The sequence below is a fragment of the Roseateles chitinivorans genome, from assembly GCF_002761755.1.
Lineage (GTDB): Bacteria > Pseudomonadota > Gammaproteobacteria > Burkholderiales > Burkholderiaceae_C > Roseateles > Roseateles chitinivorans.
Map to the genome: position 1 here is coordinate 13,232 of NZ_PEOG01000010.1, position 23,207 is coordinate 36,438.

20 protein-coding genes are annotated in these 23,207 nt (G+C 69.9%); 5 read left to right on the forward strand and 15 right to left on the reverse strand.

Annotated elements, in window-relative coordinates; all coding sequences use genetic code 11:
* Window positions 1-103 precede the first annotated feature (103 nt).
* Window positions 104-529: a gamma-glutamylcyclotransferase family protein gene (locus CS062_RS04280; protein WP_099860255.1), complete on the reverse strand. Its 426-nt coding sequence runs from the start codon at window positions 527-529 to the stop codon at window positions 104-106.
* 46 nt (window positions 530-575) lie between these two features.
* Window positions 576-1,640, reverse strand: coding sequence for a class II fructose-bisphosphate aldolase (gene fba / locus CS062_RS04285; RefSeq protein WP_091727920.1), 1,065 nt, complete (start codon window positions 1,638-1,640; stop codon window positions 576-578).
* A 356-nt stretch (window positions 1,641-1,996) separates the two neighbouring features.
* Here fba and CS062_RS04290 point away from each other — a divergent pair, with 356 nt between their 5' ends.
* Window positions 1,997-3,016, forward strand: a complete 1,020-nt coding sequence (locus CS062_RS04290; RefSeq protein WP_099860256.1) for an STAS-like domain-containing protein — start codon at window positions 1,997-1,999, stop codon at window positions 3,014-3,016.
* A 28-nt stretch (window positions 3,017-3,044) separates the two neighbouring features.
* Here CS062_RS04290 and CS062_RS04295 read toward each other — a convergent pair whose 3' ends face one another.
* The 3 genes from CS062_RS04295 to CS062_RS04305 all read right to left on the reverse strand — a co-directional run bounded on the left by CS062_RS04295 (window position 3,045) and on the right by CS062_RS04305 (window position 7,681).
* A complete protein-coding gene (locus CS062_RS04295) occupies window positions 3,045-3,797 on the reverse strand; it encodes a substrate-binding periplasmic protein (protein WP_099860257.1) in 753 nt (250 codons plus the stop codon).
* A gap of 16 nt (window positions 3,798-3,813) precedes the next feature.
* Window positions 3,814-5,244: a pyruvate kinase gene (gene pyk, locus CS062_RS04300; RefSeq protein ID WP_099860258.1), complete on the reverse strand. Its 1,431-nt coding sequence runs from the start codon at window positions 5,242-5,244 to the stop codon at window positions 3,814-3,816.
* A 118-nt stretch (window positions 5,245-5,362) separates the two neighbouring features.
* On the reverse strand, window positions 5,363-7,681 hold the full coding sequence (locus CS062_RS04305) for an NADP-dependent malic enzyme (protein ID WP_099860259.1): 2,319 nt from the start codon (window positions 7,679-7,681) through the stop codon (window positions 5,363-5,365).
* A gap of 349 nt (window positions 7,682-8,030) precedes the next feature.
* On the opposite strand from CS062_RS04305, the gene pstS reads away from it, so the two are divergent.
* Window positions 8,031-9,134 (forward strand): phosphate ABC transporter substrate-binding protein PstS, encoded by a 1,104-nt coding sequence (gene pstS, locus CS062_RS04310; protein WP_158238664.1) that lies wholly within the window; start codon window positions 8,031-8,033, stop codon window positions 9,132-9,134.
* 21 nt (window positions 9,135-9,155) lie between these two features.
* Here pstS and CS062_RS04315 read toward each other — a convergent pair whose 3' ends face one another.
* From CS062_RS04315 to def, 9 genes are all read right to left on the reverse strand, one after another.
* On the reverse strand, window positions 9,156-10,814 hold the full coding sequence (locus CS062_RS04315) for a M48 family metallopeptidase (protein WP_099860261.1): 1,659 nt from the start codon (window positions 10,812-10,814) through the stop codon (window positions 9,156-9,158).
* A 155-nt stretch (window positions 10,815-10,969) separates the two neighbouring features.
* A complete protein-coding gene (locus CS062_RS04320; protein WP_099860262.1) occupies window positions 10,970-12,163 on the reverse strand; it encodes a phosphoglycerate kinase in 1,194 nt (397 codons plus the stop codon).
* Between the two features lie 156 nt (window positions 12,164-12,319).
* Window positions 12,320-12,649 carry an AzlD domain-containing protein gene (locus tag CS062_RS04325; RefSeq protein ID WP_099860263.1) on the reverse strand — a complete coding sequence of 110 codons (330 nt, stop codon included), beginning with the start codon at window positions 12,647-12,649 and terminating at the stop codon, window positions 12,320-12,322.
* The gene (locus tag CS062_RS04330) at window positions 12,646-13,407 is read right to left on the reverse strand and encodes an AzlC family ABC transporter permease (protein ID WP_233217906.1); all 762 of its coding nucleotides are present in this window, start codon (window positions 13,405-13,407) and stop codon (window positions 12,646-12,648) included. Before CS062_RS04330 ends, CS062_RS04325 begins: the two co-directional genes overlap by 4 nt.
* An 81-nt stretch (window positions 13,408-13,488) precedes the next feature.
* On the reverse strand, window positions 13,489-14,268 hold the full coding sequence (locus CS062_RS04335; protein ID WP_099860265.1) for a head GIN domain-containing protein: 780 nt from the start codon (window positions 14,266-14,268) through the stop codon (window positions 13,489-13,491).
* A gap of 135 nt (window positions 14,269-14,403) precedes the next feature.
* Window positions 14,404-14,856 (reverse strand): hypothetical protein, encoded by a 453-nt coding sequence (locus tag CS062_RS26755; protein WP_233217907.1) that lies wholly within the window; start codon window positions 14,854-14,856, stop codon window positions 14,404-14,406.
* 169 nt (window positions 14,857-15,025) lie between these two features.
* Window positions 15,026-15,871, reverse strand: coding sequence for a zinc metalloprotease HtpX (gene htpX, locus CS062_RS04345; protein WP_099860266.1), 846 nt, complete (start codon window positions 15,869-15,871; stop codon window positions 15,026-15,028).
* A 298-nt stretch (window positions 15,872-16,169) separates the two neighbouring features.
* On the reverse strand, window positions 16,170-17,126 hold the full coding sequence (gene fmt, locus CS062_RS04350; RefSeq protein WP_099860325.1) for a methionyl-tRNA formyltransferase: 957 nt from the start codon (window positions 17,124-17,126) through the stop codon (window positions 16,170-16,172).
* Window positions 17,127-17,152: 26 nt separating this feature from the next.
* Window positions 17,153-17,665 carry a peptide deformylase gene (gene def, locus CS062_RS04355; RefSeq protein ID WP_099860267.1) on the reverse strand — a complete coding sequence of 171 codons (513 nt, stop codon included), beginning with the start codon at window positions 17,663-17,665 and terminating at the stop codon, window positions 17,153-17,155.
* A 226-nt stretch (window positions 17,666-17,891) separates the two neighbouring features.
* Between def and CS062_RS04360 the strand changes: the two genes are divergently transcribed.
* The 3 genes from CS062_RS04360 (at window position 17,892) to CS062_RS04370 (ending at window position 20,747) form a co-directional block, all read left to right on the forward strand.
* Window positions 17,892-19,049 (forward strand): LysM peptidoglycan-binding domain-containing protein, encoded by a 1,158-nt coding sequence (locus tag CS062_RS04360; protein ID WP_099860268.1) that lies wholly within the window; start codon window positions 17,892-17,894, stop codon window positions 19,047-19,049.
* Window positions 19,050-19,091: 42 nt separating this feature from the next.
* Entirely contained in the window at window positions 19,092-20,216 is a 1,125-nt protein-coding gene (gene dprA / locus CS062_RS04365; protein ID WP_099860269.1) for a DNA-processing protein DprA, read from the forward strand.
* Between the two features lie 78 nt (window positions 20,217-20,294).
* Window positions 20,295-20,747, forward strand: a complete 453-nt coding sequence (locus CS062_RS04370; RefSeq protein ID WP_091727970.1) for a Smg family protein — start codon at window positions 20,295-20,297, stop codon at window positions 20,745-20,747.
* An 85-nt stretch (window positions 20,748-20,832) separates the two neighbouring features.
* On the opposite strand, the gene CS062_RS04375 is transcribed toward CS062_RS04370, so the two are convergent.
* The gene (locus tag CS062_RS04375; protein ID WP_099860270.1) at window positions 20,833-23,193 is read right to left on the reverse strand and encodes a DUF1631 family protein; all 2,361 of its coding nucleotides are present in this window, start codon (window positions 23,191-23,193) and stop codon (window positions 20,833-20,835) included.
* Between the last annotated feature and the right edge of the window lie 14 nt (window positions 23,194-23,207).

A 23,207-nucleotide genomic window follows, 5' to 3' on the forward strand; every position in this document is an offset into this window, starting at 1 on the left:
ACGGAACGGCAAAGCCGGGATTCTAGGGGCGGCAGGGGAAATCCCTCGGCCGCGAGCGCCCCCGCGATCCGCTTCACGCCGCGCCGGCGCGCCTGCGACCGCGTCAGATCGCGTCGAAACCGACGTAGCGCGACACGAAGCGGGCCTTGCCCTCGCGCTCGAAGGCGGCCTCGTCCCAGTCGCCGGCTTCGAGCCGCGCCGCATGGCCCGGCTTGAAGAGGTAGGTCCAGGCGCGCTGCCAGCTGCCGTCGGCCAGCGTGACCAGCACCTCGTGGCGCTCGTACTCGTCGCCCTCGAACAGGTCCAACCGCGCCCACGCGGCCTCGGGCAGGTCGAGGTAGAGGCGACCGACGACCTGATGCCCGGCCGCCGGGATCATCGCCGGATAGTCCTGCCCGCGCACCGGATGGCGCGCGTGGCCCGCCAGCGTCGCGGCCAGGGGCGGCGCCAGCGGCGCGCAGGCCGGACCGCAGACGCGGGCCATGATGTCGGGCCACATCAGCGTGCCGTAGGTGAAGACATGCGCCATGGCGTCCCCGATGGGAAAGGACCGGCGCGAGGCCGGTCCCTGTCGATCACTGGACGACTTGCGCCAGTTCGCCCCGCGCGTAGGCGGCGGCCACTTCGGTCAGCGGACGCGGCTTGATCTTCGACGCCTGGCCTTCGCAGCCGAACTCGAGGTAGCGCGCCTTGCAGACCAGCTTGGCGGCCTCGCGGGCCGGCTTCAGCCATTCGCGGGCATCGAACTTGTCCGGGTTCTCGGCGAGGAACTTGCGCACCGCGCCGGTCATCGCCAGACGGATGTCGGTGTCGATGTTGATCTTGCGCACGCCGTGCTTGATGGCTTCCTGGATCTCCTCGACCGGCACGCCGAAGGTCTCCTTCATCTTGCCGCCGTACTGGTTGATGATCGCCAGCAGCTCCTGCGGCACGCTGGACGAGCCGTGCATCACCAGGTGGGTGTTGGGGATGCGCTTGTGGATTTCCTTGACGCGGGAGATCGCCAGGATGTCGCCGGTGGGCTTGCGCGAGAACTTGTAGGCGCCATGGCTGGTGCCGATGGCGATGGCCAGCGCATCCAGCTGCGTGGCCTTGACGAAGACCGCGGCTTCCTCGGGGTCGGTCAGCATCTGGCTGTGGTCCAGCTTGCCGGCGGCGCCGATGCCGTCCTCCTCGCCCGCGTCGCCGGTCTCCAGGTTGCCCAGGCAGCCCAGTTCGCCCTCGACGGTGACGCCGACCTTGTGCGCCATTTCGACGACGCGGCGGGTCACGTCCACGTTGTAGTCGAAGCTCGCGGGCGTCTTGCCGTCATCCATCAGCGAGCCGTCCATCATCACCGAGCCGAAGCCCAGGTTGATCGCGCCCTCGCAGACCTTGGGGCTGGTGCCGTGGTCCTGGTGCATCACCAGCGGGATGTGCGGATAGGCCTCGACAGCGGCCTGGATCAGGTGCTTGATGAAGGGCTCCCCGGCGTACTTCCGGGCGCCGGCGCTGGCCTGGAGAATGACCGGGGCACCGACCTCGTCGGCGGCGGCCATCACGGCCTGCACCTGCTCCAGGTTGTTGACGTTGAACGCTGGAATGCCGTAGCCCTGTTCGGCCGCGTGGTCCAGCAACTGGCGCATCGAGACGAGTGCCATGAGAGTTCTCCGAGGAAGTGAAAAATCCTGGGCCGCGGACCGGCGCCAACACCATGCCGTAACCGCGCCGTAACTGGGGCGGGATTCTAGCCAGCCCCCATGACCGGCTCTGTAACCAACCTGGGGCTCCCCCCGAACTGGTGCCATACCAGCGCCCATCGCCAGCGGAGCCCGGGCCGGCCCCGCCCCCTCGGACAGGGGTGATTGCGGTTGCGCGGCGGCGGAAGCGGCCGGTAGGCTCTCGCCCGGGCGGCCCGACTCCGGTGGGAGCAAGCCTCGTGCCTTGTCCGGCCGCGGCCGGCGCGGATCGCCCACGACTTCCCTTCGCGCGCCGCGTCGCGCCCGCCAGGACCTTCATGACCCGTCTCGCGATCGATCAGCTGACGCTGTGGATCACCGCCGCCGCCAACGAGCATTCGCTGGACCTGCCCGCCTATGTCGAAGAGCGCACCGGCGCCAGCCACCGCGCGACGCTCGCGGCGCTGCGACGCCTGGTCGACGCCCAGTGGCTGACTCGCTCGGGCACCACGCGCCGGCCGGTCTTCGGCCCGGGCGCGCTGCGGCAGGTGGCGCGCAGCTACACCTTGCACGGGTTGATGGAGGACGTGGTCTGGCAACGCGACTTCGCCCCCCACTTCCTGCTGCCGCGGCATGTCGCGCGCATGGTCCAGCACGGCTTCACCGAGCTGGTGAACAACGCCATCGACCACAGCGGCGGCACCAGCGTCACCGTGTCGCTGCGTCAGACGCCGACCCACGCGCAGCTGCTGGTCTCCGACGACGGCTGCGGCGTCTTCGACAAGATCTGCGACACCTACGAGCTGACCGACGCCCGCCACGCGATGCTGGAGCTGAGCAAGGGCCGGTTGACCACGCAGCCGCAGGCGCACACCGGCCGCGGGCTGTTCTTCAGTTCGCAACTGGCCGACGTCTTCGACATCCACGCCAACGGCAGGGCCTTCCAGCGCCGGGCCTGGGAAGGCAATGCCTGGAAGGACGGCAAGGGCCTGCCGCGCCAGGGCAGCTCGATCTACATGGCGATGGCCCTGGAAAGCACCCGCACGCTGGAACAGGTGCTGGAGCAGTGGAGCGTGGACGGCAGCGGCATCGCCTTCGACCAGACGCGGGTGATGCTGAACCTGGTCGTCGGCGCGGGGCAGATGCTGGACTCGCGGGCACAGGCCCGGCGCGTCGCGGCACGGTTGCCGCAGTTCAAGCGGGCGGAAGTGGACTTCGCCGGCGTCACCGATGTCGGCCATGCCTTCGCCGACGAGCTGTTCCGGGTCTTCGCGCGTGCGCACCAGGATGTGGAGCTGGTGCCCCTGAACATGACGCCGCGCATCGCCGCGCTGGTGCAGGCGGCACGCAACGCCTGAGGGCCGAACCGCCGCCTGCCGGTGCCGGTCAGAGATCGCTGTCGACCAGCGCCTGGATCGCGCCGCGGCTGCGCTGGATCGCCTCGTCCAGCCGCGGCAGCAATGCGGCGGGCTCGCTGTCCTTGGCGGCGGCGAACAGGATGCCTTCCTCCACCAGCGGCCGGGGCAGCACCTGCAACTGGGCACCGTCGCGCAGCGTGCGCAGGCGCCGCTCCAAGGCGGCCGCGCTGCCGCGGTGGGTGGCCAGCATCGCGTCGCAGCGTCCCGCCACCAGCATGCGCGCGCGGCCGCCGAGGTCATTGCCGCCGTGCTCGACACGGAACAGCCGCCGGCGGGCTTCCTCGAAGGCGGCACCATAGGTCGCGCCGCGCGACACGCACAGCGTGAGACCGCGCAGGTCCTCGAGCCGCTCGAAGGCGATGGGCCTTGCCTTGGGCACGACCAGCCAGCCCCGGCTGACGAAAGCCGCCTGGCTGTAGGCGAAGACCTTGTCCCGCGCCGGACTGCGCGACAGCCCGAAGGTCAGGTGATGGCCGAGTTCCGCGCCCAGCAGCGCGCGCGGCCAGGGCAGCAGCTGCAATTCCCACTGCAGGTTGGCCGCCTCGGCGATCAGCCGCAGCAGCGGCAGGACGAAGGGCTTGTGGGTCCGTTCGTTGATGGCCAGGCGGACCGGTGCCGGCGCCCCCACGGCGGAGGCGTCCGGCTTGGCGAGCGCGCCACCGAAGCCTGCCGCCGGGCCCACGCCGCCGATCAGCAGGTCTCGGCGACGCAGCGGCATCATGCGACCGGGCCGGGGTTCAGGCGACCCGGCAGACCTTCAGCATGTTGGTGCCGCCCGGGTAGCCCATCGGCTCGCCGCAGGTGATGGCATAGGTGTCGCCCGGCATCAGCACGCCGCGCTCGATCAGCAGGTCCTCGGCAGCCTTCAACGCCTGGTCGCGATCGCTGAAGTTGGGCATCAGCAGCGGCGTCACATTGCGGTACAGCGCCATCTTGCGCTGCGTCAGCACCTGCGAGGTCAGGGCGAAGATCGGCACGTGGATGCGGTGACGGCTCATCCACAGCGCGGTGGATCCCGACTCGGTCAGCGCGACGATCGCCTTGCAGCCCAGGTGGTGGGCGGTGAACAGCGCGCCCATCGCGATCGACTGGTCGATGCGGCCGAACTGGCGGTTGGCGAAGTCGGTGTCCAGCGTCACGAACTCGGCGTTCTCCGCCTCCCGCGCGATCACGGCCATCTGCTGGATGGTCTCGACCGGGAAGCGGCCGGCGGCGGTCTCGGCCGAGAGCATCACCGCGTCGGTGCCGTCCAGCACCGCATTGGCCACGTCGGACACCTCCGCGCGGGTGGGCACCGGGTTGACGATCATCGACTCCATCATCTGCGTCGCAGTGATGCAGACCTTGTCGAGCTCCAGCGCCATCTTGATCATGCGCTTCTGCAGCGCGGGCACCGCCGCGTTGCCCACTTCCACGGCCAGGTCGCCGCGCGCGACCATGATGCCGTCCGAGGCCTTCAGGATCGTCTCCAGGTGCGGGATCGCCTCGTAGCGCTCGATCTTGGCGATCATCCCCGGCTTGTGCCGATAGGGCTCGCCGGCGACGTTGGCCAGCTGGCGGGCCATCTCCATGTCGGTGGCGTTCTTGGGGAAGCTCACCGCCAGGTACTCGCACTGGAAGGACATCGCGGTCTTGATGTCCTCCATGTCCTTGCCGGTCAGTGCCGGCGCGGTCAGGCCGCCGCCCTGCTTGTTGATGCCCTTGTTGTTGGACAGCTCGCCGCCCTGCTTGACGATCGTGTGCACCTGCGAGCCGCGCACCGCCTCGACCGTCAGCACCAGCAGGCCGTCGTTGAGCAGCAGCGTGTCGCCGGGCTTCACGTCGCGGGGCAGTTCCTTGTAGTCCAGGCCCACGACCATCTCGTTGCCGGGCTCGGTGCGGTCGGCGTCCAGCACGAAGGGCGTGCCGTTCACCAGCTCGATCTTGCCGTTCTCGAACTTGCCGACGCGGATCTTGGGGCCCTGCAGGTCGGCCATGATGGCCACCTGTTTGCCGGCACGGGCTGCGGCCTCGCGGACCATGCGGGCCCGGTCGATGTGGTCCTGCGCCTTGCCGTGCGAGAAGTTCAACCGCACCACGTCGACGCCGGCCTGGATCATCTGCTCCAGCACCTCCGGCGACGAAGAAGCGGGACCGAGGGTGGCGACGATCTTGGTGGCACGGGACATGACTTGTCTCTGTCTGAAATTTAGTTACAGCCGCCGATTATGAGGGGCTCGCGGGCCCCCGGCGCAGTTTCCGGGAGTTACAGCGAAGTTTCCAACGCCGCGACTCCCGGTGGGCCGATCAGCCCTGCGACGCCTTCACGTCCGCGCTGGCGAGCGCGGTCATGTTGACGATGCGACGCACCGTGGCCGACGGCGTGAGGATGTGCACCGGCCGCTGGGCGCCGAGCAGGATCGGCCCCACGGTCACGCCCTGCCCGCCGACGACCTTCAGCACGTTGAACAGGATGTTCGCGGCGTCCAGCGTGGGCAGCACCAGCAGGTTGGCGGAACCGGACAGGGTGGAGTCCGGCAGGAAGTTGTTGCGCACGTCTTCCGACAGCGCCGCGTCGCCGTGCATCTCGCCGTCGCATTCGACCTCGGGATGCGCCGCCGCGAAGAGGTCGCGCGCCTTGCGCATCTTGACCGCCGAGGCCCGCTTGCTGCTGCCGAACATCGAGTGCGAGAGGAAGGCGACCTTCGGCGGCAGGCCGAAGCGCTGCAGTTCCTCGGCAGCCTGCCAGGCGATGTCGGCGAGCTGCTCGGCGCTGGGGTCCTCGTTGACGAAGGTGTCGGCGATGAACAGCGTGCGCTGCTCCAGCATCAGCGCGTTCATCGTCGCGAAGTTGGACACCTCCGGCTTCAGGCCGATCAGGTTCTGGATGTGCTCCAGGTGCGAGTCGAAGCGGCCGACCATGCCGCAGATCATCGCGTCGGCGTCGCCGAGCTGGATCGCCAGCGCGCCGATCGTCGTGTTGGAGCGGCGCACCGCCGACTTGGCCATCTCCGGCGTGAAACCGTTGCGGCCCATCGCCTGGTGGTAGGCCTCCCAGTACTGGCGGAAGCGGTGGTCGTTCTCGGGATCGATGACGGCCACATCCTCGCCCAGCTTCAGCCGCAGGCCGGCGCGCTTCAGGCGCATCGCGATCACCTCGGGGCGGCCGATCAGCGTCGGCTTGGCCAGGCCTTCATCGAGCGCCACCTGCACCGCGCGCAGCACGCGCTCGTCCTCGCCCTCGGCGTAGATCACGCGGGCGGGATGGGCCTTGGCCTCGGCGAAGACCGGGCGCATGAACATGCCGGTCTGGTACACGAAGCGCGAGAGCTGCTCGCGGTACGCGGCCATGTCCGTGATCGGACGCGTCGCGACGCCGGAGTCCTCCGCCGCCTTCGCGACCGCGGGCGCGATGCGCAGGATCAGCCGGTTGTCGAAGGGCTTGGGGATCAGGTAGTCGGGACCGAAGGCCAGGTCCTGGCCGGGATAGGCGGCGGCGACTTCCGGCGGCGTCTCGGCCTTGGCCAGCGCGGCGATCTCGCGCACGCAGGCCAGCTTCATCGCCTCGGTGATCTTGGTCGCGCCGCAGTCCAGCGCGCCGCGGAAGATGTAGGGGAAGCACAGGACGTTGTTGACCTGGTTCGGATAGTCCGAGCGGCCGGTCGCCACGATGCAGTCGGGGCGCGCTTCCTTGGCGAGTTCGGGACGGATCTCGGGCTCGGGGTTGGCCAGCGCCAGGATGATGGGCTGGCGCGCCATCGTCTTGACCATCTCGCCGGTCAGCACGCCGGCGGCGGAGCAGCCCAGGAACACGTCCGCGTCCTTGACGACGTCGGCCAGCGTGCGGGCCGGCGTGATCTGGCAGTAGCGGCGCTTGGACTCGTCCAGCTTGGCGGCATCGGCGCGCTCGCTCTGGACCACGCCCTTGGAGTCGACGACGAAGACGTTCTCGCGCTTGACGCCCAGGCCGACCATCACGTCCAGGCAGGCGATGGCGGCGGCGCCGGCGCCCGACACGGCGACCTTCACCGCGCCGATGTCCTTGCCGACGAGCTCCAGGCCGTTGAGCAGCGCGGCGCTGGAGATGATGGCGGTGCCGTGCTGGTCGTCGTGGAAGACGGGGATGTTCATCCGCGCGCTCAGCTGCTTCTCGATGTAGAAGCATTCGGGCGCCTTGATGTCCTCGAGGTTGACGCCGCCGAGCGTCGGCTCCATCGCCGCGATGATCTCGACCAGCTTGTCGGGGTCGCGCTCGGCGAGTTCGATGTCGAAGACATCGATGCCGGCGAATTTCTTGAACAGGCAGCCCTTGCCTTCCATCACCGGCTTGGCGGCCAGGGGGCCGATGTCGCCCAGGCCCAGCACCGCGGTGCCGTTGGTGACGACGCCGACCAGGTTGCCGCGCGAGGTGTACTCGGCGGCCAGCGTCGGGTCCTTCTCGATGTCGAGGCAGGGATAGGCGACACCCGGGGAGTAGGCCAGCGACAGGTCGCGCTGGTTGGCCAGCGGCTTGGTGGGGGTGACGGCGATCTTGCCGCGCGTCGGGGTGCGGTGATAGTCCAGCGCCGCCTCGCGCAGTGCGGCTTCGGCAGGGCTCAGGCCGAGGCCGTCGTTCTTGTCGGTCATGCAAATCTCCGTCGCGATGAAGGGGCCCGGCGCCTTTCCCGGCGTGGCGATCGCGGCGACGAACCGGTGCCGTAATCGCCCGGTAACAGGGCCCGGGGGGCGCAAAGCTTAATCCTCCGGGTCGCGCGGCGCGATGAATTCAGCTTTAACTGCCATGCAAAGATGGCAATCGCTCATGCGCGCAATGACGGTCCGCATCGGGATTTGCCCTCAAGTCCGGGCGTTCGCCCGGGAACCGTGCCCAATTGCGCTTCGCCGCGCCCGGCTCGCCGCGTGCGAGGAACGCGCTCACTAGAATGCGCGCCGCCCGTCGATCCACCCACCCGAGCCCGTTGCCGTGCCTGACGCCGTGTCCTCCGTCCCCTCCTCCTTCCCTGTCGCCGTCCCTCGCCGCCGCGCGCTGCTCCGGCTGACCGCCTGCCTGCCCGCTGCCCTGGGCGTCGGTGCCCTGCGCGATGTGCTCGCCCAGCCCACCGCGATCACCGGCGCCGGCGCCTCCTTCCCGTCGCTGGTCTATGCCCGCTGGGCCGCCGCCTACGAGCAGGCCAGGGGGCAGGTCGTGCGCTACAAGCCCACCGGCTCCGGTGACGGTCTCAAGCAGATCACCGCGCGCGGTGTGGGCTTCGGCGGCAGCGACTCGCCGCTGGCCGCGGACGAGCTCGGCAAGCGCCGGCTGGTCCAGATCCCGATGCTGGTCGGCGGCATCGTGCCGGTGGTGAACCTGCCGGGCGTGCCGGAAGGCCGCCTGCAACTCAGCGGCGAGTTGCTCGCCGAGCTGATGCTGGGCCGCGTCGCGAAGTGGAACGATGGCCGCATCGCCGCGCTGAATCCGGGCCTGGCCCTCCCGGCGCTGCCGGTGCGGCGCATCGTGCGGGCCGACAAGTCCGGCACGACGGAGGGCTTCACCCGCTACCTGGCCGCCGTCTCGCCGGCGTTCGCGCAGGACCTCGGCATCCAGGCGCAGCCGAAATGGCCGGGCGAGGTCGAGGCCGCGGAAGGCAATGACGGCATGGTCAAGGCCCTCAAGGCGGCCACCGGCACCATCGCATACGTCAGCTACGACCGGGTGCAGCGCGACAAGCTCCAGGCGGTGAGGCTGCGCAATGCCGCGGGCCAGTGGGTGAGCGCGGGCGAAACCGGCTTCAGGTCGGCGATCGCCAACAGCGAGCTCTCGCGCAAGGGCGACGACCTGGCCTCGCTGATGAACCGCGACGGCGCCGACAGCTGGCCGATCACGATGACCAGCTTCGTGCTGATCGACGCGACGCCCGCGCGCGGCGCGGATGCGACGCCGGTGATGAGCTTCCTCTACTGGTGCTTCATGCACGGCGACGACCTGACCCGCGGCACCGGCTTCGCGCCGCTGCCAGTGGCGCTGCAGTCCAAGCTGGCCGCGCGCTTCGCGGCGGTCAAGCCGCTCGATGGCAAGCTGCCTTCTTACTTGGGACTCTGAGGCATTCGAGCGGGAGGGCCCTCACCCCTTCAGGCGGGGCGTCGCGTCGACGCGCGCCTGCAACTCCGGCGGCAGTCCCTCGGTCAGGTAGCTGAGGCGCGCGCCCCACTCCCGACCCGCGGGCCACAGCAGGTCCGCCGTCGACTGGACCTGGTCCAGCACATCGTCCTCGGTCAGATGGTGCTCGCGCAGGCCGACCGGGTCGATGCGCATCACCAGGCACAGCATCGCGCCACCGCCATCCGCCTCGGGCAGTGTCGCGTCGAAGGCCCAGGCCTGGCCGATCAGCGGGTTTGCCGCCAGCGCCTGAGCCAGGGCGTCCCGTTGCCAGGGCGTCAGCGTGTGTGGCCGCACCCGCCCGTGCTGCAGGGCCTCCCCCGCGGCCGATAGCCGCCGCTGGCGACGACGGCGCGACGCCTCTTCGCGCCGGGGCGCCGCCATCGCGGGCGCCGGCCATTGGGCCGGGTCTGTACCGGCCAGCGCCGCGTGTCCCATCGCCCAGCGCAGCCGTCGCGATTCCCCGGCCCACGGTGAATGTTCGCGGCACACCGCCTGCCAGGCAGCGGAGCTCATCCAGTGCGCCGCGGCGCAATCCTCGAAGCGGGCGGGTGTCAGCGTCAGCTGTGATGCATCGCAGCCCAATGCCTCGAGCCGAGCCGCGTGCGGCGGATGGCTGCCACGCGGCTGGCGATGGCGCAACAGCGCCTCGCGCTCGGCCTCGGTCACCGGCGATTGCGCCAGCAGGCGCGGCGTCCATTCGACCCAGTCGGCCGGCGGCTCGGCGTCCAGCGCCAAGCGCTCGCGCACCATCGCCGCCAGCGACTCCTCCTGACGCTGCGATGCCCGCTCGATCAGCAGCAGCGCGCGGCCAAGGGCCGCTGGCGACGCGTATCGCGCGGCCTGAGCGTCGGCCTCGAATTCGCAGCGACGCGAGTGGGCCTCACTGGCGCGTCGAAACCATGGCAGGAACATCGCGGCGAAGTTGCGGCCCGCGCGCTCCCACGGCGAGGTGCTCTCGACGTCGTCGTGTCCGCCCAGCCGTTCTGCGCGTGCCCAGTTCATCCAGGCGGCACGCGTGCGGTAGATCCAGTGTCCGAGCCGGCCGTGACGCCGCGAGAAGTGGCCCAGCTCATGCGCGATGACGGCCTCGGCCGCATCGGTGTCCAGCAGCCGCAGCAGCGGCAGGCCCAGCACGAGCACGCGCCGAGTCGGCCGCAGCGACAGGCCTCGATGACGTTCGAAGGCGCCGGCGTTGATCGAGTTGTCCAGCGCGATCTCATGAACGCGCGGCGCCTGCAGGGCGTCGGCCAGGGCGTCCACCTTCGCGTAGAGCGCCGGCGCCTGATCGCGCGGGAGCGTCTTCAGCGCGCTCCGCCAATCCGGCTGGACCAGCCAGGCCAGGATCAGGAAACCCAGGCCGCCCCAGACCAGTACCGTGGTGTTGGCGCCATAGAAGAAGATCGGGAAGGCCATCACCACCGCGCAGGGCAGCAGCAGCATCAGCTGGAAGAAGGCGGCGGCGGCCAAGGCGGCCATCGCCAGCAACCATCGCGGTGGCGCGTGATCGTCCGGGATCCCTGCGTCCGCCAGCGCGGACGACCGCAGGTCCACCTCCTTGGCCCCCATCCCCTCCGCCTGGTTCGCATGCAGATCCGACTGCGCTCGGGCCTTGGTATCCATCCGTCCTCCCTGCCGCCGCGGCGCACTCCGGGCCGTCGGCCTGTCCTCATCGTGCGACCGCTGCGCGGCGATCGCTCCATCGATATGCAAAGGGGCGCCGAAGCGCCCCTTGCGTCGCGCGGCGGCCGTCGCCGCCACTCCTCGCCTCGTCGCGCTCAGCCCTGCGCGCGCTTGGCCAGGATCTCGAACGCCGGCAGGGTCTTGCCTTCCAGCACTTCCAGGAAGGCGCCGCCGCCGGTGGAGATGTAGCCCACGTCCTGCTCGATGCCGTACTTGGCGATCGCCGCCAGCGTGTCGCCACCGCCGGCGATCGAGAACGCCTCCGACGCAGCGATCGCGCGGGCGATGGTCTCGGTGCCGTGCGCGAAGGCGTCGAACTCGAACACGCCCACCGGGCCGTTCCAGACGATCGTGCCGGCCGCCTTCAGCTGCTCGGCCAGCAGGGCCGCGGTCTGCGGGCCGATGTCCAGGATCAGATCGTCGTCGGCCACCTCGTCGGCCGCCTTCACCGTCGCCGGCGCATCGGCCGCGAAGGTCTTGGCAGTCACCACGTCCACCGGGATCGGCACCGCGGCGCCGCGTGCCTTCATCGACTCGATCACCGCTTTGGCTTCGCCCAGCAGGTCCGGCTCGGCCAGCGACTTGCCGATCTTCAGGCCGGCCGCCAGCATGAAGGTGTTGGCGATGCCACCGCCGACGATCAGGCCGTCGACATTCTTCGACAGCGACTGCAGGATCGTCAGCTTGGTCGACACCTTGGAGCCCGCCACGATCGCCACCAGCGGGCGCTTGGGCTCGGCCAGCGCCTTGCTGATGGCATCGATCTCGGCGGCCAGCAGCGGACCGGCGCAGGCCACCTTCGCGAACTGGGCGATGCCGTAGGTCGAGGCCTCGGCCCGGTGCGCGGTGCCGAAGGCGTCGTGGACGAAGATGTCGCACAGCGCGGCCATCTTCTTCGCGAGCTCCTCGCTGTTCTTCTTCTCGCCCTTGTTGACGCGGCAGTTCTCGAGTAGCACCACCTGGCCCGGCTTCACCTCGACGCCGTCGACCCAGTTCGCCACCAGCGGCACGTCGCGGCCCAGCAGCTCGCCCATGCGCCGGGCCACCGGGGCGAGCGAGTCCTCGGGCTTGAACTCGCCTTCGGTCGGGCGACCCAGGTGCGAGGTCACCATCACCGCGGCGCCGGCCTTCAGCGCCATCTCGATCGCGGGAATCGAGGCCCGGACGCGGGTGTCCTCGGTGATCTGGCCAGCATCGTTGAGCGGCACGTTCAGGTCGGCGCGGATGAACACGCGCTGGTCGGCCACCTTGCCGGCGGCGATCAGATCGGCGAATCGCAGGACGTTCATGGGCTTGAGCTTCGAGTAGTTGGAAAGCGGTGGTCCGGGCGCGGCGATCGGGCCCGGCGAATCGGGGCGCAGCTTACCAGCCGGCCGGGCGCGGCCCTGTCCGGGATGGTTACGGAACGCCGCTGGAACCGGCGTCAGGACGGCCCCGGCGGGGGCCTACCAGCCCAGGCCGACGCGCAGCGCCAGCATGACCGCCGTGCCGCTGACGATGGTGCCGAGGATGCCGCGCCGCCAGAAGAAATAGGCGGTGCCGACGGCCGTCGCATACAGCCGGGCGTCCTTCCAGGTGTGGATCAGCTCGCCCTGCGTCATGACGATCTCCGGCACGATCACCGCCGCCAGCGCGGCCAGCGGCGCGTAGCGAAGGCCGTCGCGCACCCACTGCGGCAGCGGGATCTCGCGCTCGGGGATCATGAAGAAGCTGCGCGTGATCACGGTGATCGCCGCCATGCCGAGGATGCCCAGCACCGCTTCCCACACGCTCATGCGGACCTCCCGCCGGCGGCCGGGGTCGAGGGTGGCAGCCACTTCTCCATCAGCAGGCCGACGGCCACCGCCGCGGCGATCGCCACCAGGATGTTGAGCCGCAGCGGCAGGCCGTAAGCGGCCACGGCCGCGCAGCCGGCCACCGCGCCGGAGACCCAGGTGTTGCGGTCCTTGAGCAGCGAGTAGCTCAGGCCCAGCAGCGCCAGCACACCGGCGAAGCCCAGGCCCCAGGTCGTCGGGATGGTGTCGGCCAGCAGGATGCCGGCGATGGCCGGCACCTGCCAGGCCACCCAGTTGGTCGCGACGCCGCCCCAGAAGTACGGCAGCTGGTTCGCCGGGTCGGGCTTCAGGTCCGGGAAGCGCTTGAGGAAGGCGACGTAGTTCAGGTCGGCTGCGAAGTAGCCGATGAACAGACGCTGCGCCCGCGGCAGCGGCTCGAAGTACAGGCGCCACTGCGCGCTGAAGATGACGAAGCGCAGGTTCACGCAGAAGGAGGTGGCCCACAGCACCCAGAGCGGCGCGCCACTGGCCAGCAGCGGCAGCGACGCCAGCTGCGAACTGCCGGCGAAGACCACCAGGCTCATCAGCAGGGACAGCCCGACGCCCAGGCCGCTCTTGACCATGGCCACGCCGGTCACCAGCCCCCAGGCCGAGATGCCCAGTGTGATGCCGAGCATGTCGCGCGAGCCGCGCTTGAATTCCGGGTGGCGCACCAGCGCCGCGAGTCCTTCCACCATGGCCGCGATTGTCGTCGGCATGGTCCGGAAACGAAGCGCCCCTCGGCCGCTGTCGCGGCGAGGGGCGTCCACAGAGCGCCCGGCGCAGCCGGCGCCCGGTGCTTACTTCAGCTTGCGGACCGAGCCCGATCCGGCATTGGACAGGCTGATCTCGGGGCTACCGACGTAGCCGACGTCGCCGGAACCGGCGATCCGCACGTCCAGCTTGCGGGTCGGCGCCACGGTGACATCGCCGCTGCCGGAGATGCTGACCTTGGCTTCGTCGACGACCAGCTCGCGGGTCTTGACGTCGCCGCTGCCCGCCACCGACACGGACAGCGCATTGGCCTTGCCGTGGACCTGCATGTCGCCGCTGCCGGCGACGCGCAGCGTCACATGGTCGGCCTCCAGGCCCTGCACGCGCAGGTCGCCGCTGCCGGCGATGCTGGCCTCCAGGTTGCCGGTCTTCATCGGTTCGACGCGGATATCGCCGGAGCCGGCGATCGACAGGCCGCGCAGCTGGCGCATGTCCAGCGTGATCACCGGCGAGCCCTTGGCGTTCAGGCTGTAGCCGCGCTTGGGCGAGATCTCCAGCGTGCGGCCCTTGCTGCCGTCGACGACCTTGGTCTCGATGTAGCTCAGCAGATTGCGGTCGGTCTTCACCTCGACCTTGTCGGATGCGCCCGGGCGCACGAAGACCTTGAAGTCGCCCGACAGCGCCACCGCGTCGAAGGCGCCGACGTCGCGCGCTTCGGCGGCGACGTCGCCGTTGCCCTCGATGCGCTGCGAGCTGCCGAAGCTCAGCGACCAGGCGTGGGCGGTGCCTACCGCACCGGCGGCGGCCAGGCCCAGCGCGGCGACGGCGAACAGACGGCGGGAAGCACGGAAGGACGAAGTGGTCATGGGCGATCTCCTGATCTTTCGGATGATCGCATCTTCGTCGCGACGCCCCCCGCCGGCGACCGGCGCAAGACGAACTGCACCAACCGGGGGATCAGCTGCGCAGCTGTCCGATGGCCCGATCGAACCGATCCGGGCTCAGTGGCCACCCTTCTCGCCGGCCTTGTCCTTGTCCGAGCCTTTTTCGGAGCCTTTCTCGGCGCCCTTGTCCGCCGCCTTGTCCGAACCGCCGACCTGCCCCTTCGCGGAACGCGGCGAGGGCTCCTCCTCGTCGGCGGCGGCCGGCCGGCTGGCCTGCGGATTCGCCACCAGGGGGCGGGTGCCCTCGAGCTTGTTCTCGCGCATGTATTCGTCCATCTCGCGCCAGCCGTCGTAGACCGCGGCCTTCTGGGCCTTGGGGTTCAGGGCGTAGCAGTCCTCGATGGCGCGCAGCGCGTTGCGGCAGGCGCCGCCGATGGCCTTGCCCTCGGCCTGCTTGGCCGCCGCCACCTTGGCGGGGTCCTCGATGCCGAGCTGGTCGCAGCCGGCCAGCAGCGCGACGGCGCCGAGCAGCGCTGCCGAAGCGGTCAGGGAGCGGAGAGAGGCCTTCATGCTGTCCTTTATCGGCCGCCGGGACGAACGCTTGAATCAGGCAGGCCGGCGGAACGGGCCATTGTGCCGCCGCACCCGGGCTCGCCGGTCGAATGAAAAACACCGCCCGGAGGCGGTGTTTCGTCGGCACCGGTGCGCCGGGTCGTCCGGCCGGACGCTGACCCGGTAGTCAGCGGCGGGCCATCGCCATCAGGCGCTCGATGCGTTCCTCGGTCGACGGGTGGGTGCTGAACAGGCCGCGCAGGCCGCCGCCGGACAGCGGGTTCATGATCATCATCTGGGCCGTCTCGGGATGGCGTTCCGCCGTCTCCAGCGGGATGCCCTGGGCGTAGCGATGGATCTTGTCCAGCGCCGAGGCCAGCGCCTGCGGGTCGCCGGAGATCTCCGCGCCGCCGCGGTCGGCCTCGAACTCGCGGGCGCGGCTGATCGCCATCTGGATCAGCGAGGCGGCGATCGGCGCCAGGATTGCCACCAGCAGCCCGACGATCGGGTTGGCCGGCCGGCCTTCGCTGTCGCGCGGGCTGAAGAACATCGCGAAGTTGGCCAGCATCGAGATCGCGCCGGCCATCGTCGCGCTGATCGTGGAGATCAGGATGTCGCGGTGCTTCACGTGCGCCAGTTCGTGGGCCATCACGCCGCGCAACTCGCGTTCCGACAGCACGCGCAGGATGCCGGTCGTCGCGGCGACCGCGGCGTTGTCCGGGTTGCGGCCGGTGGCGAAGGCGTTGGGCGCTTCTTCCTGGATCAGGTAGACCTTGGGCATGGGCAGCTGGGCGCGCTGGGCCAGCTCCTTGACCATGTTGTAGAACTGCGGCGCGCTGCGCTCGTCGACTTCCTGGGCGTTGTACATCTTCAGCACCAGCTTGTCGGAGAACCAGTAGCTGAAGAAGTTCATGCCCACCGCGACCACCAGTGCGATCAGCATGCCCGTCTGGCCGCCCAGCACGGAGCCGATCGCCATGAACAGCGCGGTGATGGCGGCCATCAGGATGGCGGTCTTCATCAGGTTGAACATGCAATCACTCCTCGGAAAGCTGCGGCCGGAGCCGCGATCGGAAATCAGTCTGAACGGTACACCGTCCAGGTCGTCCCACCTGACGGCGGGGTCGGCGCATTCAAGGCGGTTTCACCGCCAATTCAGTCAGAGTTAAGCGAACCCGGGCCTCCGCCCCGCGTCGCGCAAAGGAAGGCGCCCTCCCGCACGCGGGCGATGCCCATGCCCCTTGAAGCGAATGCCGAGCGTGCGGAGGCGATTGAGCGGAAAGGGGCATGGGCATCGCCCGCGAGCCGCTCGGTCTCCCGAGCAGCCCAGCTCAACCGAGCAATTCACCCACCTGCAACGGCCGCGCCTGAAGGAACGCAGCCGCCGGCAGGCGCTTGCCGCCGGCGCGCTGGAGCTCGGTCAGGCGAACGCTGCCGTTGCCGCAGGCCACGACCGGGCCGTCGTGCGACACCGCCAGCACCCGGCCGGGTTCGCCGCGCATGCCGTCGGCCTGGACGACGTCGGCGCGCCAGACCTTGAGCGGCTCGCCGTCCAGCTGGGCGACGCCGCCTGGGAATGGATCGAAGGCGCGCAGCCGCCGCGCGATCTGCGTGGCGTCGTCGGACCAGCGGATCTGGCTCTCGGCCTTCTCGATCTTGTGGGCGTAGGTGACGCCCGCCTCGGGCTGCTTCACTGGGCGGAAACCGCCACAGGCGGCGAGTTCGAGCGCCTCGACGATCATGCGGCCGCCGAGCGCTGCCAGCTTGTCGTGCAGCGTCGCGGTCGTGTCCGCCGCGGCGATCGGCAGGCGCTCGATCAGCAGCATGTCGCCGGTGTCCAGGCCCTCGTCCATCTGCATGATGGTGATGCCGGTCTCGGCGTCGCCCGCCTCGATCGCGCGGTGGATCGGCGCGGCGCCGCGCCAGCGCGGCAGGATCGAGCCGTGGATGTTCAGGCAGCCCAGGCGCGGCAGGTCCAGCACCCATTTCGGCAGGATCAGCCCGTAGGCGGCGACCACCAGCACGTCGGGACGGGCGTTCAGCAAGGCATCGCGGCCGGCCTGGGCTTCGTCGGGGAACTTGCCGTCCAGCCGCAGGCTGCGCGGCTGGACGACGGTGAGACCGTGCGCCACGGCCAGCTGCTTCACCGGCGAGGCCTGCAGCTTCATGCCGCGGCCGGCGGGGCGATCGGGCTGGCTCAGCACCAGCGGCACCTCGAAGCGCGCGTCGAGCAGCGCCTGCAGCGCGACGGCCGCGAACTCGGGCGTACCGGCGAAAGCGACGCGCAGGCCGCCGGGGATCGGGGCGTCGGCCATCAGCGCTTGGCGTCCTCGCGGGCCTTCTTCACCAGCTTGGTCTTGATGCGTTCGCGCTTGAGCGGGCTCAGGTACTCGACGAACACCTTGCCGGCCAGATGGTCCATCTCATGCTGGACGCAGACGGCCAGCAGGCCCTCGGCGTCGAACTGGAAGGTATGGCCGTCGCGGTCCAGCGCCTGCACGGTGACCTTCTTGTGGCGCATGACCTTGTCGTAGATGGTCGGCACGGAGAGGCAACCCTCCTCGCCTTCGATCATTTCCTCGCTGCGCGCGACCAGCTCCGGGTTGACCAGCACCAGCGGCTGGTTGCGTTCCTCGGAGACATCCATCACCAGCAGGCGCTCGTGCACGTCCACCTGGGTGGCGGCGAGGCCGACGCCGTCAGCGTCGTACATCGTCTCCAGCATGTCGTCGGCCAATGCGCGGATGCGATCGTCGACGGCGGTGATCGGCTTGGCGACGGTATGCAGGCGCGGATCGGGGTATCGAAGAATGGAAAGTTTCGCCATGGTGGGGACGCGAAGGGTGGTGGACCGCTGTGGACGGCGCACAACGCCTGTTTGTAAGGGCTTGCAAGGGACGGCGGGCACCTTCATTGCGGGTGCCCCTGAACCGGGGCAGAATCGCCGCCAGCGAGAAGGTCGATTTTCGCCGATTTGGCGGACTGCACGGCCCTCGTCACAAAAGCGCCATTGGCCACGAGGGGCCTTCGATCTCGGCGCGGGAGAACAAGTAATGACGCAAAGGCGGCCGCTGGGCTTGACGACGATTTCTGCAGCCCTGCTGGCGGCCTCTGCCGCCGCGACGTCCTTCGCGGCAGGCAACTACCCCATCACGCCGGAGCAGCGCCAGACCGCCCAGCAGGTCGCGCAGGCCGGTGTGCCGTTGTCGGAACTGGCGCCCAACGCGCCTGACACCTACACCGTCAAGTCGGGCGACACGCTGTGGGCCATTTCCGGCCTGTTCCTGAAGAGCCCATGGCGCTGGCCCGAGCTCTGGGGCATGAACACCGACCAGATCCGCAACCCCCACCTGATCTATCCGGGCCAGGTGCTGATGCTGATCAAGTCCGACGGGCGCGCGCGGCTGCAGGTGGGCCGCGATGTCGGCGGCGCGGCGGGCGGCACGGTCAAGCTGTCGCCGCGCGTGCGCGCCGAGTCGCTGTACGACGGCTCCATCGCCGCGATCCCGCAGCACCTGATCGAACCCTTCCTCAACGAGGCGGTCGTCCTGAACGGCAACGAACTGGCCACGGCCCCGCGCATCGTCTCGGCGCAGGAGAACCGGGTCTGGATGACCAAGGGCGACCGGGCCTACGTGCGGGGCAACCTGGCACCGAACGTCGACGCCTTCCGCGTGTTCCGCGAGCCGCGCCCGCTGCGCGACCCGGTGTCGAAGGAAGTGCTCGGCTACGAGGCCGTCTATGTCGGTACCGCGGACCTGACCCGTGCAGGCAGCCCCGCGACGAACAAGAGCCAGGAAGTTCCGGCGACGCTCACGCTGACGCTGAATCGCCTGGAGGCGCAGCCCGGCGACCGGATCGCGCCGATTCCGCCGCGCGCCTACACGAACTATGTGCCCCACGCGCCGGCTGGCGCGATCGATGGCTACATCATTTCCATCTATGGCGACGCGATCACCGCGGGCCAGAACCAGATCGTCGCGCTCAACAAGGGCAGCCGGGACGGCCTCGAGCGCGGTCATGTGCTGGCGCTCTGGCACAGCGGCCGTGTCGTGCGCGACCCGACGACGCCGCGCCGCGAGGAAGTGAAGCTCCCCGACGAGCGCCACGGCCAGCTGTTCGTCTTCCAGGTCTTCGACCGGGTGTCGTACGCGCTGATCCTGTCGGTCCAGGAACCGGTCGTCCCGGGCGACCGCTTCACCCAGCCGTGATCGAGCGGCTCTCCGGACCAGGTCGCAGTCAGGACCGAACGGATGAGCCCCGAGGACCTGCGCGACTGGCTCCGGCTGCTGTCCTGCGTCTCACGCGGAGCCGCCCGCCGACTGCTCGCGCGTCACGGCGACCCTGGTGCCGCCCTGGCGGCCGGTCGAGCCGGCTGGGGTCCGGCGGTCTCGGCCGAGGAAGCTGAGCGGCTGCGCAGCCAGCCCACGGAGCTGGACCGCCTCGTGGGCCGGACGCAGGAATGGCTGTCGGGCGGCGAACGACGCTCGATCCTGCTGCTCGGCGACGCCGACTACCCCGCGCCACTGCTCCACACCGCGGACCCGCCGCTGATGCTGTACCTCGACGGCCGACGCGAACTGCTGGGTCAGCGCTGCGTCGCTGTGGTCGGCAGCCGCCGACCCAGCCTCCAGGGCGACGAGAACGCGCGCCACTTCGCCGCCGGCCTGGGCGAAGCCGGCTTCTGCGTTGTCTCCGGCCTTGCGCAGGGCATCGATGGCGCCGCGCACGAGGCGGCGCTGTACACGCGCGGTGGCACGATCGCCGTGCTCGGCACCGGGCCGGACCAGGTCTACCCGCTCGGTCACGCCGAACTCTCCCGCCACATCGCCCGACGTGGTCTGCTGGTCAGCGAATACTTCGTCGGCACGCCACCGATGGCGCCGAATTTCCCTCAACGCAATCGCATCATCGCGGGCCTGTCCGAAGGCTGCCTGGTCGTGGAGGCGGCGCTGAAGTCCGGCTCGCTGATCACCGCGCGGCAGGCTTCGGAAGCGGGCCGCGAGGTCTTCGCGGTGCCCGGACCGATCCACTCCCCACAGTCCAAGGGCTGTCACCACCTGCTGAAGCAGGGGGCCTGCCTGGTCCAGGATCTGGACGACCTGCTCGCCGAGTTGCCGGCCCATGGGTCGCCACGACAGGCGGCGGTCGATCCGGCGTCGGAACCGGAGGCCGAGGCGGCGCCAGAACCCTCCCCGGCGCAGGACGAACACCCGCTCCTGCGGGCGATCGGCCGGGACACCGTCTCGCTCGAACAGCTGTCTCAGCGCAGCGGCTGGCCGCAGGACGAACTGAACGCCACCTTGCTGGATCTGGAGCTCGACGGCCTCGTCGCCCGGCTTCCCGGCGCGCTGTTCCAGCGCCGCCGCCGTGCCTGAAGCATCCTCGGATTTCGGCGTCCGCCGGCGCTCATTTCGGCCGGAAGGGCTTTCGGGCGGTCGGTTATAGTGCCCGCCATGTTCGACGTGCTCGTCTATCTGTACGAAACCTACTGGCGGCCCGACGCCTGCCCGGATCATGCCCAGCTGACCCGGAAATTGTCGGCAGTCGGCTTCGAGGATGACGAAATCCGCGACGCGCTGTCCTGGCTGGACGGCCTGGCCGCCTCGGCCCAGTCGCACCACGGCGAGCCCGGCGAGCGCAGCCTGCGCATCTATACCCGCGAGGAGCAGGAGCACCTGGGCGAAAGCTCGGTCGGCTTCATCAGCTTCCTGGCCTCGGCCGGCGTCCTGCCGACCGCGATGCGGGAGATGGTGATCGACCGCGCGATGGCGATCCCCGGCGGCCCCTTGGACCTGGAGGATCTGAAGATCATCGTGCTGATGGTGTTCTGGAGCCTGGGCGAGGAGCCTGACGCGCTGATCCTCGACGAGCTGTTCGTCGCGCCGGAAGAGCGTCTGATCCACTGAACCGAGCCCACGCCCTCATACGGCAACCGGCCCCGCATGACGCGGCGCCGGTTTTTTCATGGGCGCCGGGAACAGCGCCGGGGCGTCAGGCGAGCAGCCGGCTCGGATCGACCTCGAGCTTGGCGAGCGCGTTGCGCGTCGCCTTGACGGTGAGCGATTCATCCTGGGCCGGCAGCATCAGCCCGGCCTGCAGGAACGCCGCCAGACGGCTCACCTGGAACAGCACGCCCCGCCCCTGCGGCGAGACGAACAGGATCAAGTGGTGCCGCAGGCCGCGCCAGACCAACTGGACCGGTTCCACCCGGCCACGGTAGTCCAGCATGTACCAGCTGCCGACCTGCAACTCGCGCGCCCAGGCCAGCATCGCCGGCGTCGGCGCGGCGCCGCCTTCGGCCACCACTTCCAGACCGTCGCACTCGTGGCTGGACAGGTCGCGCACCAGCGTCTCGTTGATCTCGCCAGCCTCGGGCGACGGCAGCATCGCCTCCAGCGTCTCGAGCTGGCTCATCAGGTCGTCCAGGCGCTCGCGCGGGATCGCGGCGGTCTTGGCGGTGAAGGCCGCTGCCAGCGCATTGTTCAGCGAACGGATGTGCTCATCCTGCCGCTCATGACCCATGCCCGCATGGCCCATGCCGTCTCGCAGCGTCTTCAGCAGCGGCGGCAGCCGCCGGATCACCTCGGCCCGATCCTCGCGCGACACCTTCGCGCTGGCCGACCAGATCAGGTCGGCCGCGGCGCGCTTCATCGCCTTGGTCTGCTCCGCCTGCGGCCCATAGCGCACGCCGGTCACCGCCAGCACGTCCGCCCAGACCTGGAACAGGAAGTCGCGCACGCCATCCTGCACCGGCACCTCTGACAGCATCTTGCGCAGCTCGATCGTGTACTGGATCGCCAGCGTCTCGCGCTGCTCGACCTGCTGCGCCAGCGACACGCCCTTCTTCGAGACCTCGTTCTCCTGCTCGAAGTAGTGGTCGAGGAATTTCTCGAATTCGGTCAGCACCGTCTGGAACACGCGCCGGCCGGTATCGGGATAGGCCTCGACGACTTGCACGACGCGCTTGATCTCGCGCTCGAGCGCGTCGCCAATCTCGGCGGTGGAGGTGCTGAAGCCCATCACGCAGGAGCCCATCCGGTCGATCAAGCGGCGCGCGGGATGGTCGTCGGTGGCGAAGAAATCCGGCTCGCCGACGGCGACCCGAAGCACGGGCATCTGCAGCCGCGCGAACCAGACCCGGATCGCCGGCGGAATGCGCTCTTCCTGCAGGATGGCCTGGAACAGCAGCGCGACCAGCTCGATCGTCGCGCGCTCCGCCGGTGTGTCGGCGGCGCTCTTGAGGACCTGCTTCAGCGCCTGGTTGCGATGGCGGATCTCATCGAGCGCCTGCGGCGCCGTCAGTTGCTGATCCACCGTGGCGACCTGGTCGGCCCGACGCTGCACCGCTTCCTGGGCGTGATTGATCGCGGCATTCAGGCGCGGCGAGCCGCCACGGGTCGTCGGCCCGCCAACCGATGCGCCGATCGGCGCCGCCGGCAGGCCGCTGCGGGTCGCCGGTCCAGGCATCGGCATGCCGGGCCGCGCGGGCGCCTGGGCGAGCTCCGGCACATGGCGCGCGAGCACCCGCTGCAACTGCGCCATCACCTGCTGGGCCGACTGGCTGGCCGGCGTGCCGACTGGGACCGCTGGCGCACCGGCGCCAAACGCCTGCGCGCCATGCGGCGTCGCCTGCGGCGCGATGCCGCCATGCGCGGTGGCCGGCGCCAGCGGCGCCGCCTGCGTCATCCCACCGGCCGGCGCGTTGCGACGGATGAAGGGCCGCAGGTCCACCTCGGGCATCACGCCCTGCTGGATCAGCCAGTGGTTGGCTTCGTGATACGCCTCGTTCAGCAGCTGGGAGAACTCGTGGTGCAACCAGCGCTGCAGCATCTGCCAGACGGAACTGCTCAGTCCCGCCTCGAACCAGGCATCGAGCACCAGCCGCGCCAGCACCTGCGCGCGCAGCAGGTCCTGCTGCGCGAGGTCCTCGACCCGCTCCAGCGACTGCATCCGGTTGCGCAGGTCGCTGAATTCCCAGCTGGCCTTGTCCATCATCGCCAGCGCGAGCCGCGAGGCGATGATCTCGCGCTCGATCGTGTCGTCGCTGACCAGGGACAGGTTCTGGGGCCGCGACGACAGCGAGGCCGATCGCGAATCGCCCGCGCCGTGGTGATACGCATGCCGGAGCGACTTGCCCAGCCGCGCATGCCAGGGCGTCGAGGACCGCTGCCAGGCGTCGTAGGCATCCCGGCGGGCCATCTGCAGCGAGTGCTCGGCCGGCTGCGCGAGCAGGTCCTGCACCGCCGTGGTCAGGATCGCCACCATGGCAGGAAGCCCTCGCAGCAGCACCTCCGTGTGGACGCGCCGCGCTTGCGAAGCCAGGGCCTGGGATCTTGCGTCGGCGGCGGTCATCGAGCGTGAGGTTG

Bases quoted from the DNA above. Each gene is read 5' to 3' on its own strand.
- CS062_RS04280 (WP_099860255.1), bottom strand. From the start codon at position 529: ATGGCGCATGTCTTCACCTACGGCACGCTGATGTGGCCCGACATCATG.
- fba (WP_091727920.1), bottom strand. From the start codon at position 1,640: ATGGCACTCGTCTCGATGCGCCAGTTGCTGGACCACGCGGCCGAACAG.
- CS062_RS04290 (WP_099860256.1), top strand. From the start codon at position 1,997: ATGACCCGTCTCGCGATCGATCAGCTGACGCTGTGGATCACCGCCGCC.
- CS062_RS04295 (WP_099860257.1), bottom strand. From the start codon at position 3,797: ATGATGCCGCTGCGTCGCCGAGACCTGCTGATCGGCGGCGTGGGCCCG.
- pyk (WP_099860258.1), bottom strand. From the start codon at position 5,244: ATGTCCCGTGCCACCAAGATCGTCGCCACCCTCGGTCCCGCTTCTTCG.
- CS062_RS04305 (WP_099860259.1), bottom strand. From the start codon at position 7,681: ATGACCGACAAGAACGACGGCCTCGGCCTGAGCCCTGCCGAAGCCGCA.
- CS062_RS04315 (WP_099860261.1), bottom strand. From the start codon at position 10,814: ATGGATACCAAGGCCCGAGCGCAGTCGGATCTGCATGCGAACCAGGCG.
- CS062_RS04320 (WP_099860262.1), bottom strand. From the start codon at position 12,163: ATGAACGTCCTGCGATTCGCCGATCTGATCGCCGCCGGCAAGGTGGCC.
- CS062_RS04325 (WP_099860263.1), bottom strand. From the start codon at position 12,649: ATGAGCGTGTGGGAAGCGGTGCTGGGCATCCTCGGCATGGCGGCGATC.
- CS062_RS04330 (WP_233217906.1), bottom strand. From the start codon at position 13,407: ATGCCGACGACAATCGCGGCCATGGTGGAAGGACTCGCGGCGCTGGTG.
- CS062_RS04335 (WP_099860265.1), bottom strand. From the start codon at position 14,268: ATGACCACTTCGTCCTTCCGTGCTTCCCGCCGTCTGTTCGCCGTCGCC.
- CS062_RS26755 (WP_233217907.1), bottom strand. From the start codon at position 14,856: ATGAAGGCCTCTCTCCGCTCCCTGACCGCTTCGGCAGCGCTGCTCGGC.
- htpX (WP_099860266.1), bottom strand. From the start codon at position 15,871: ATGTTCAACCTGATGAAGACCGCCATCCTGATGGCCGCCATCACCGCG.
- def (WP_099860267.1), bottom strand. From the start codon at position 17,665: ATGGCGAAACTTTCCATTCTTCGATACCCCGATCCGCGCCTGCATACC.
- CS062_RS04360 (WP_099860268.1), top strand. From the start codon at position 17,892: ATGACGCAAAGGCGGCCGCTGGGCTTGACGACGATTTCTGCAGCCCTG.
- dprA (WP_099860269.1), top strand. From the start codon at position 19,092: ATGAGCCCCGAGGACCTGCGCGACTGGCTCCGGCTGCTGTCCTGCGTC.
- CS062_RS04370 (WP_091727970.1), top strand. From the start codon at position 20,295: ATGTTCGACGTGCTCGTCTATCTGTACGAAACCTACTGGCGGCCCGAC.
- CS062_RS04375 (WP_099860270.1), bottom strand. From the start codon at position 23,193: ATGACCGCCGCCGACGCAAGATCCCAGGCCCTGGCTTCGCAAGCGCGG.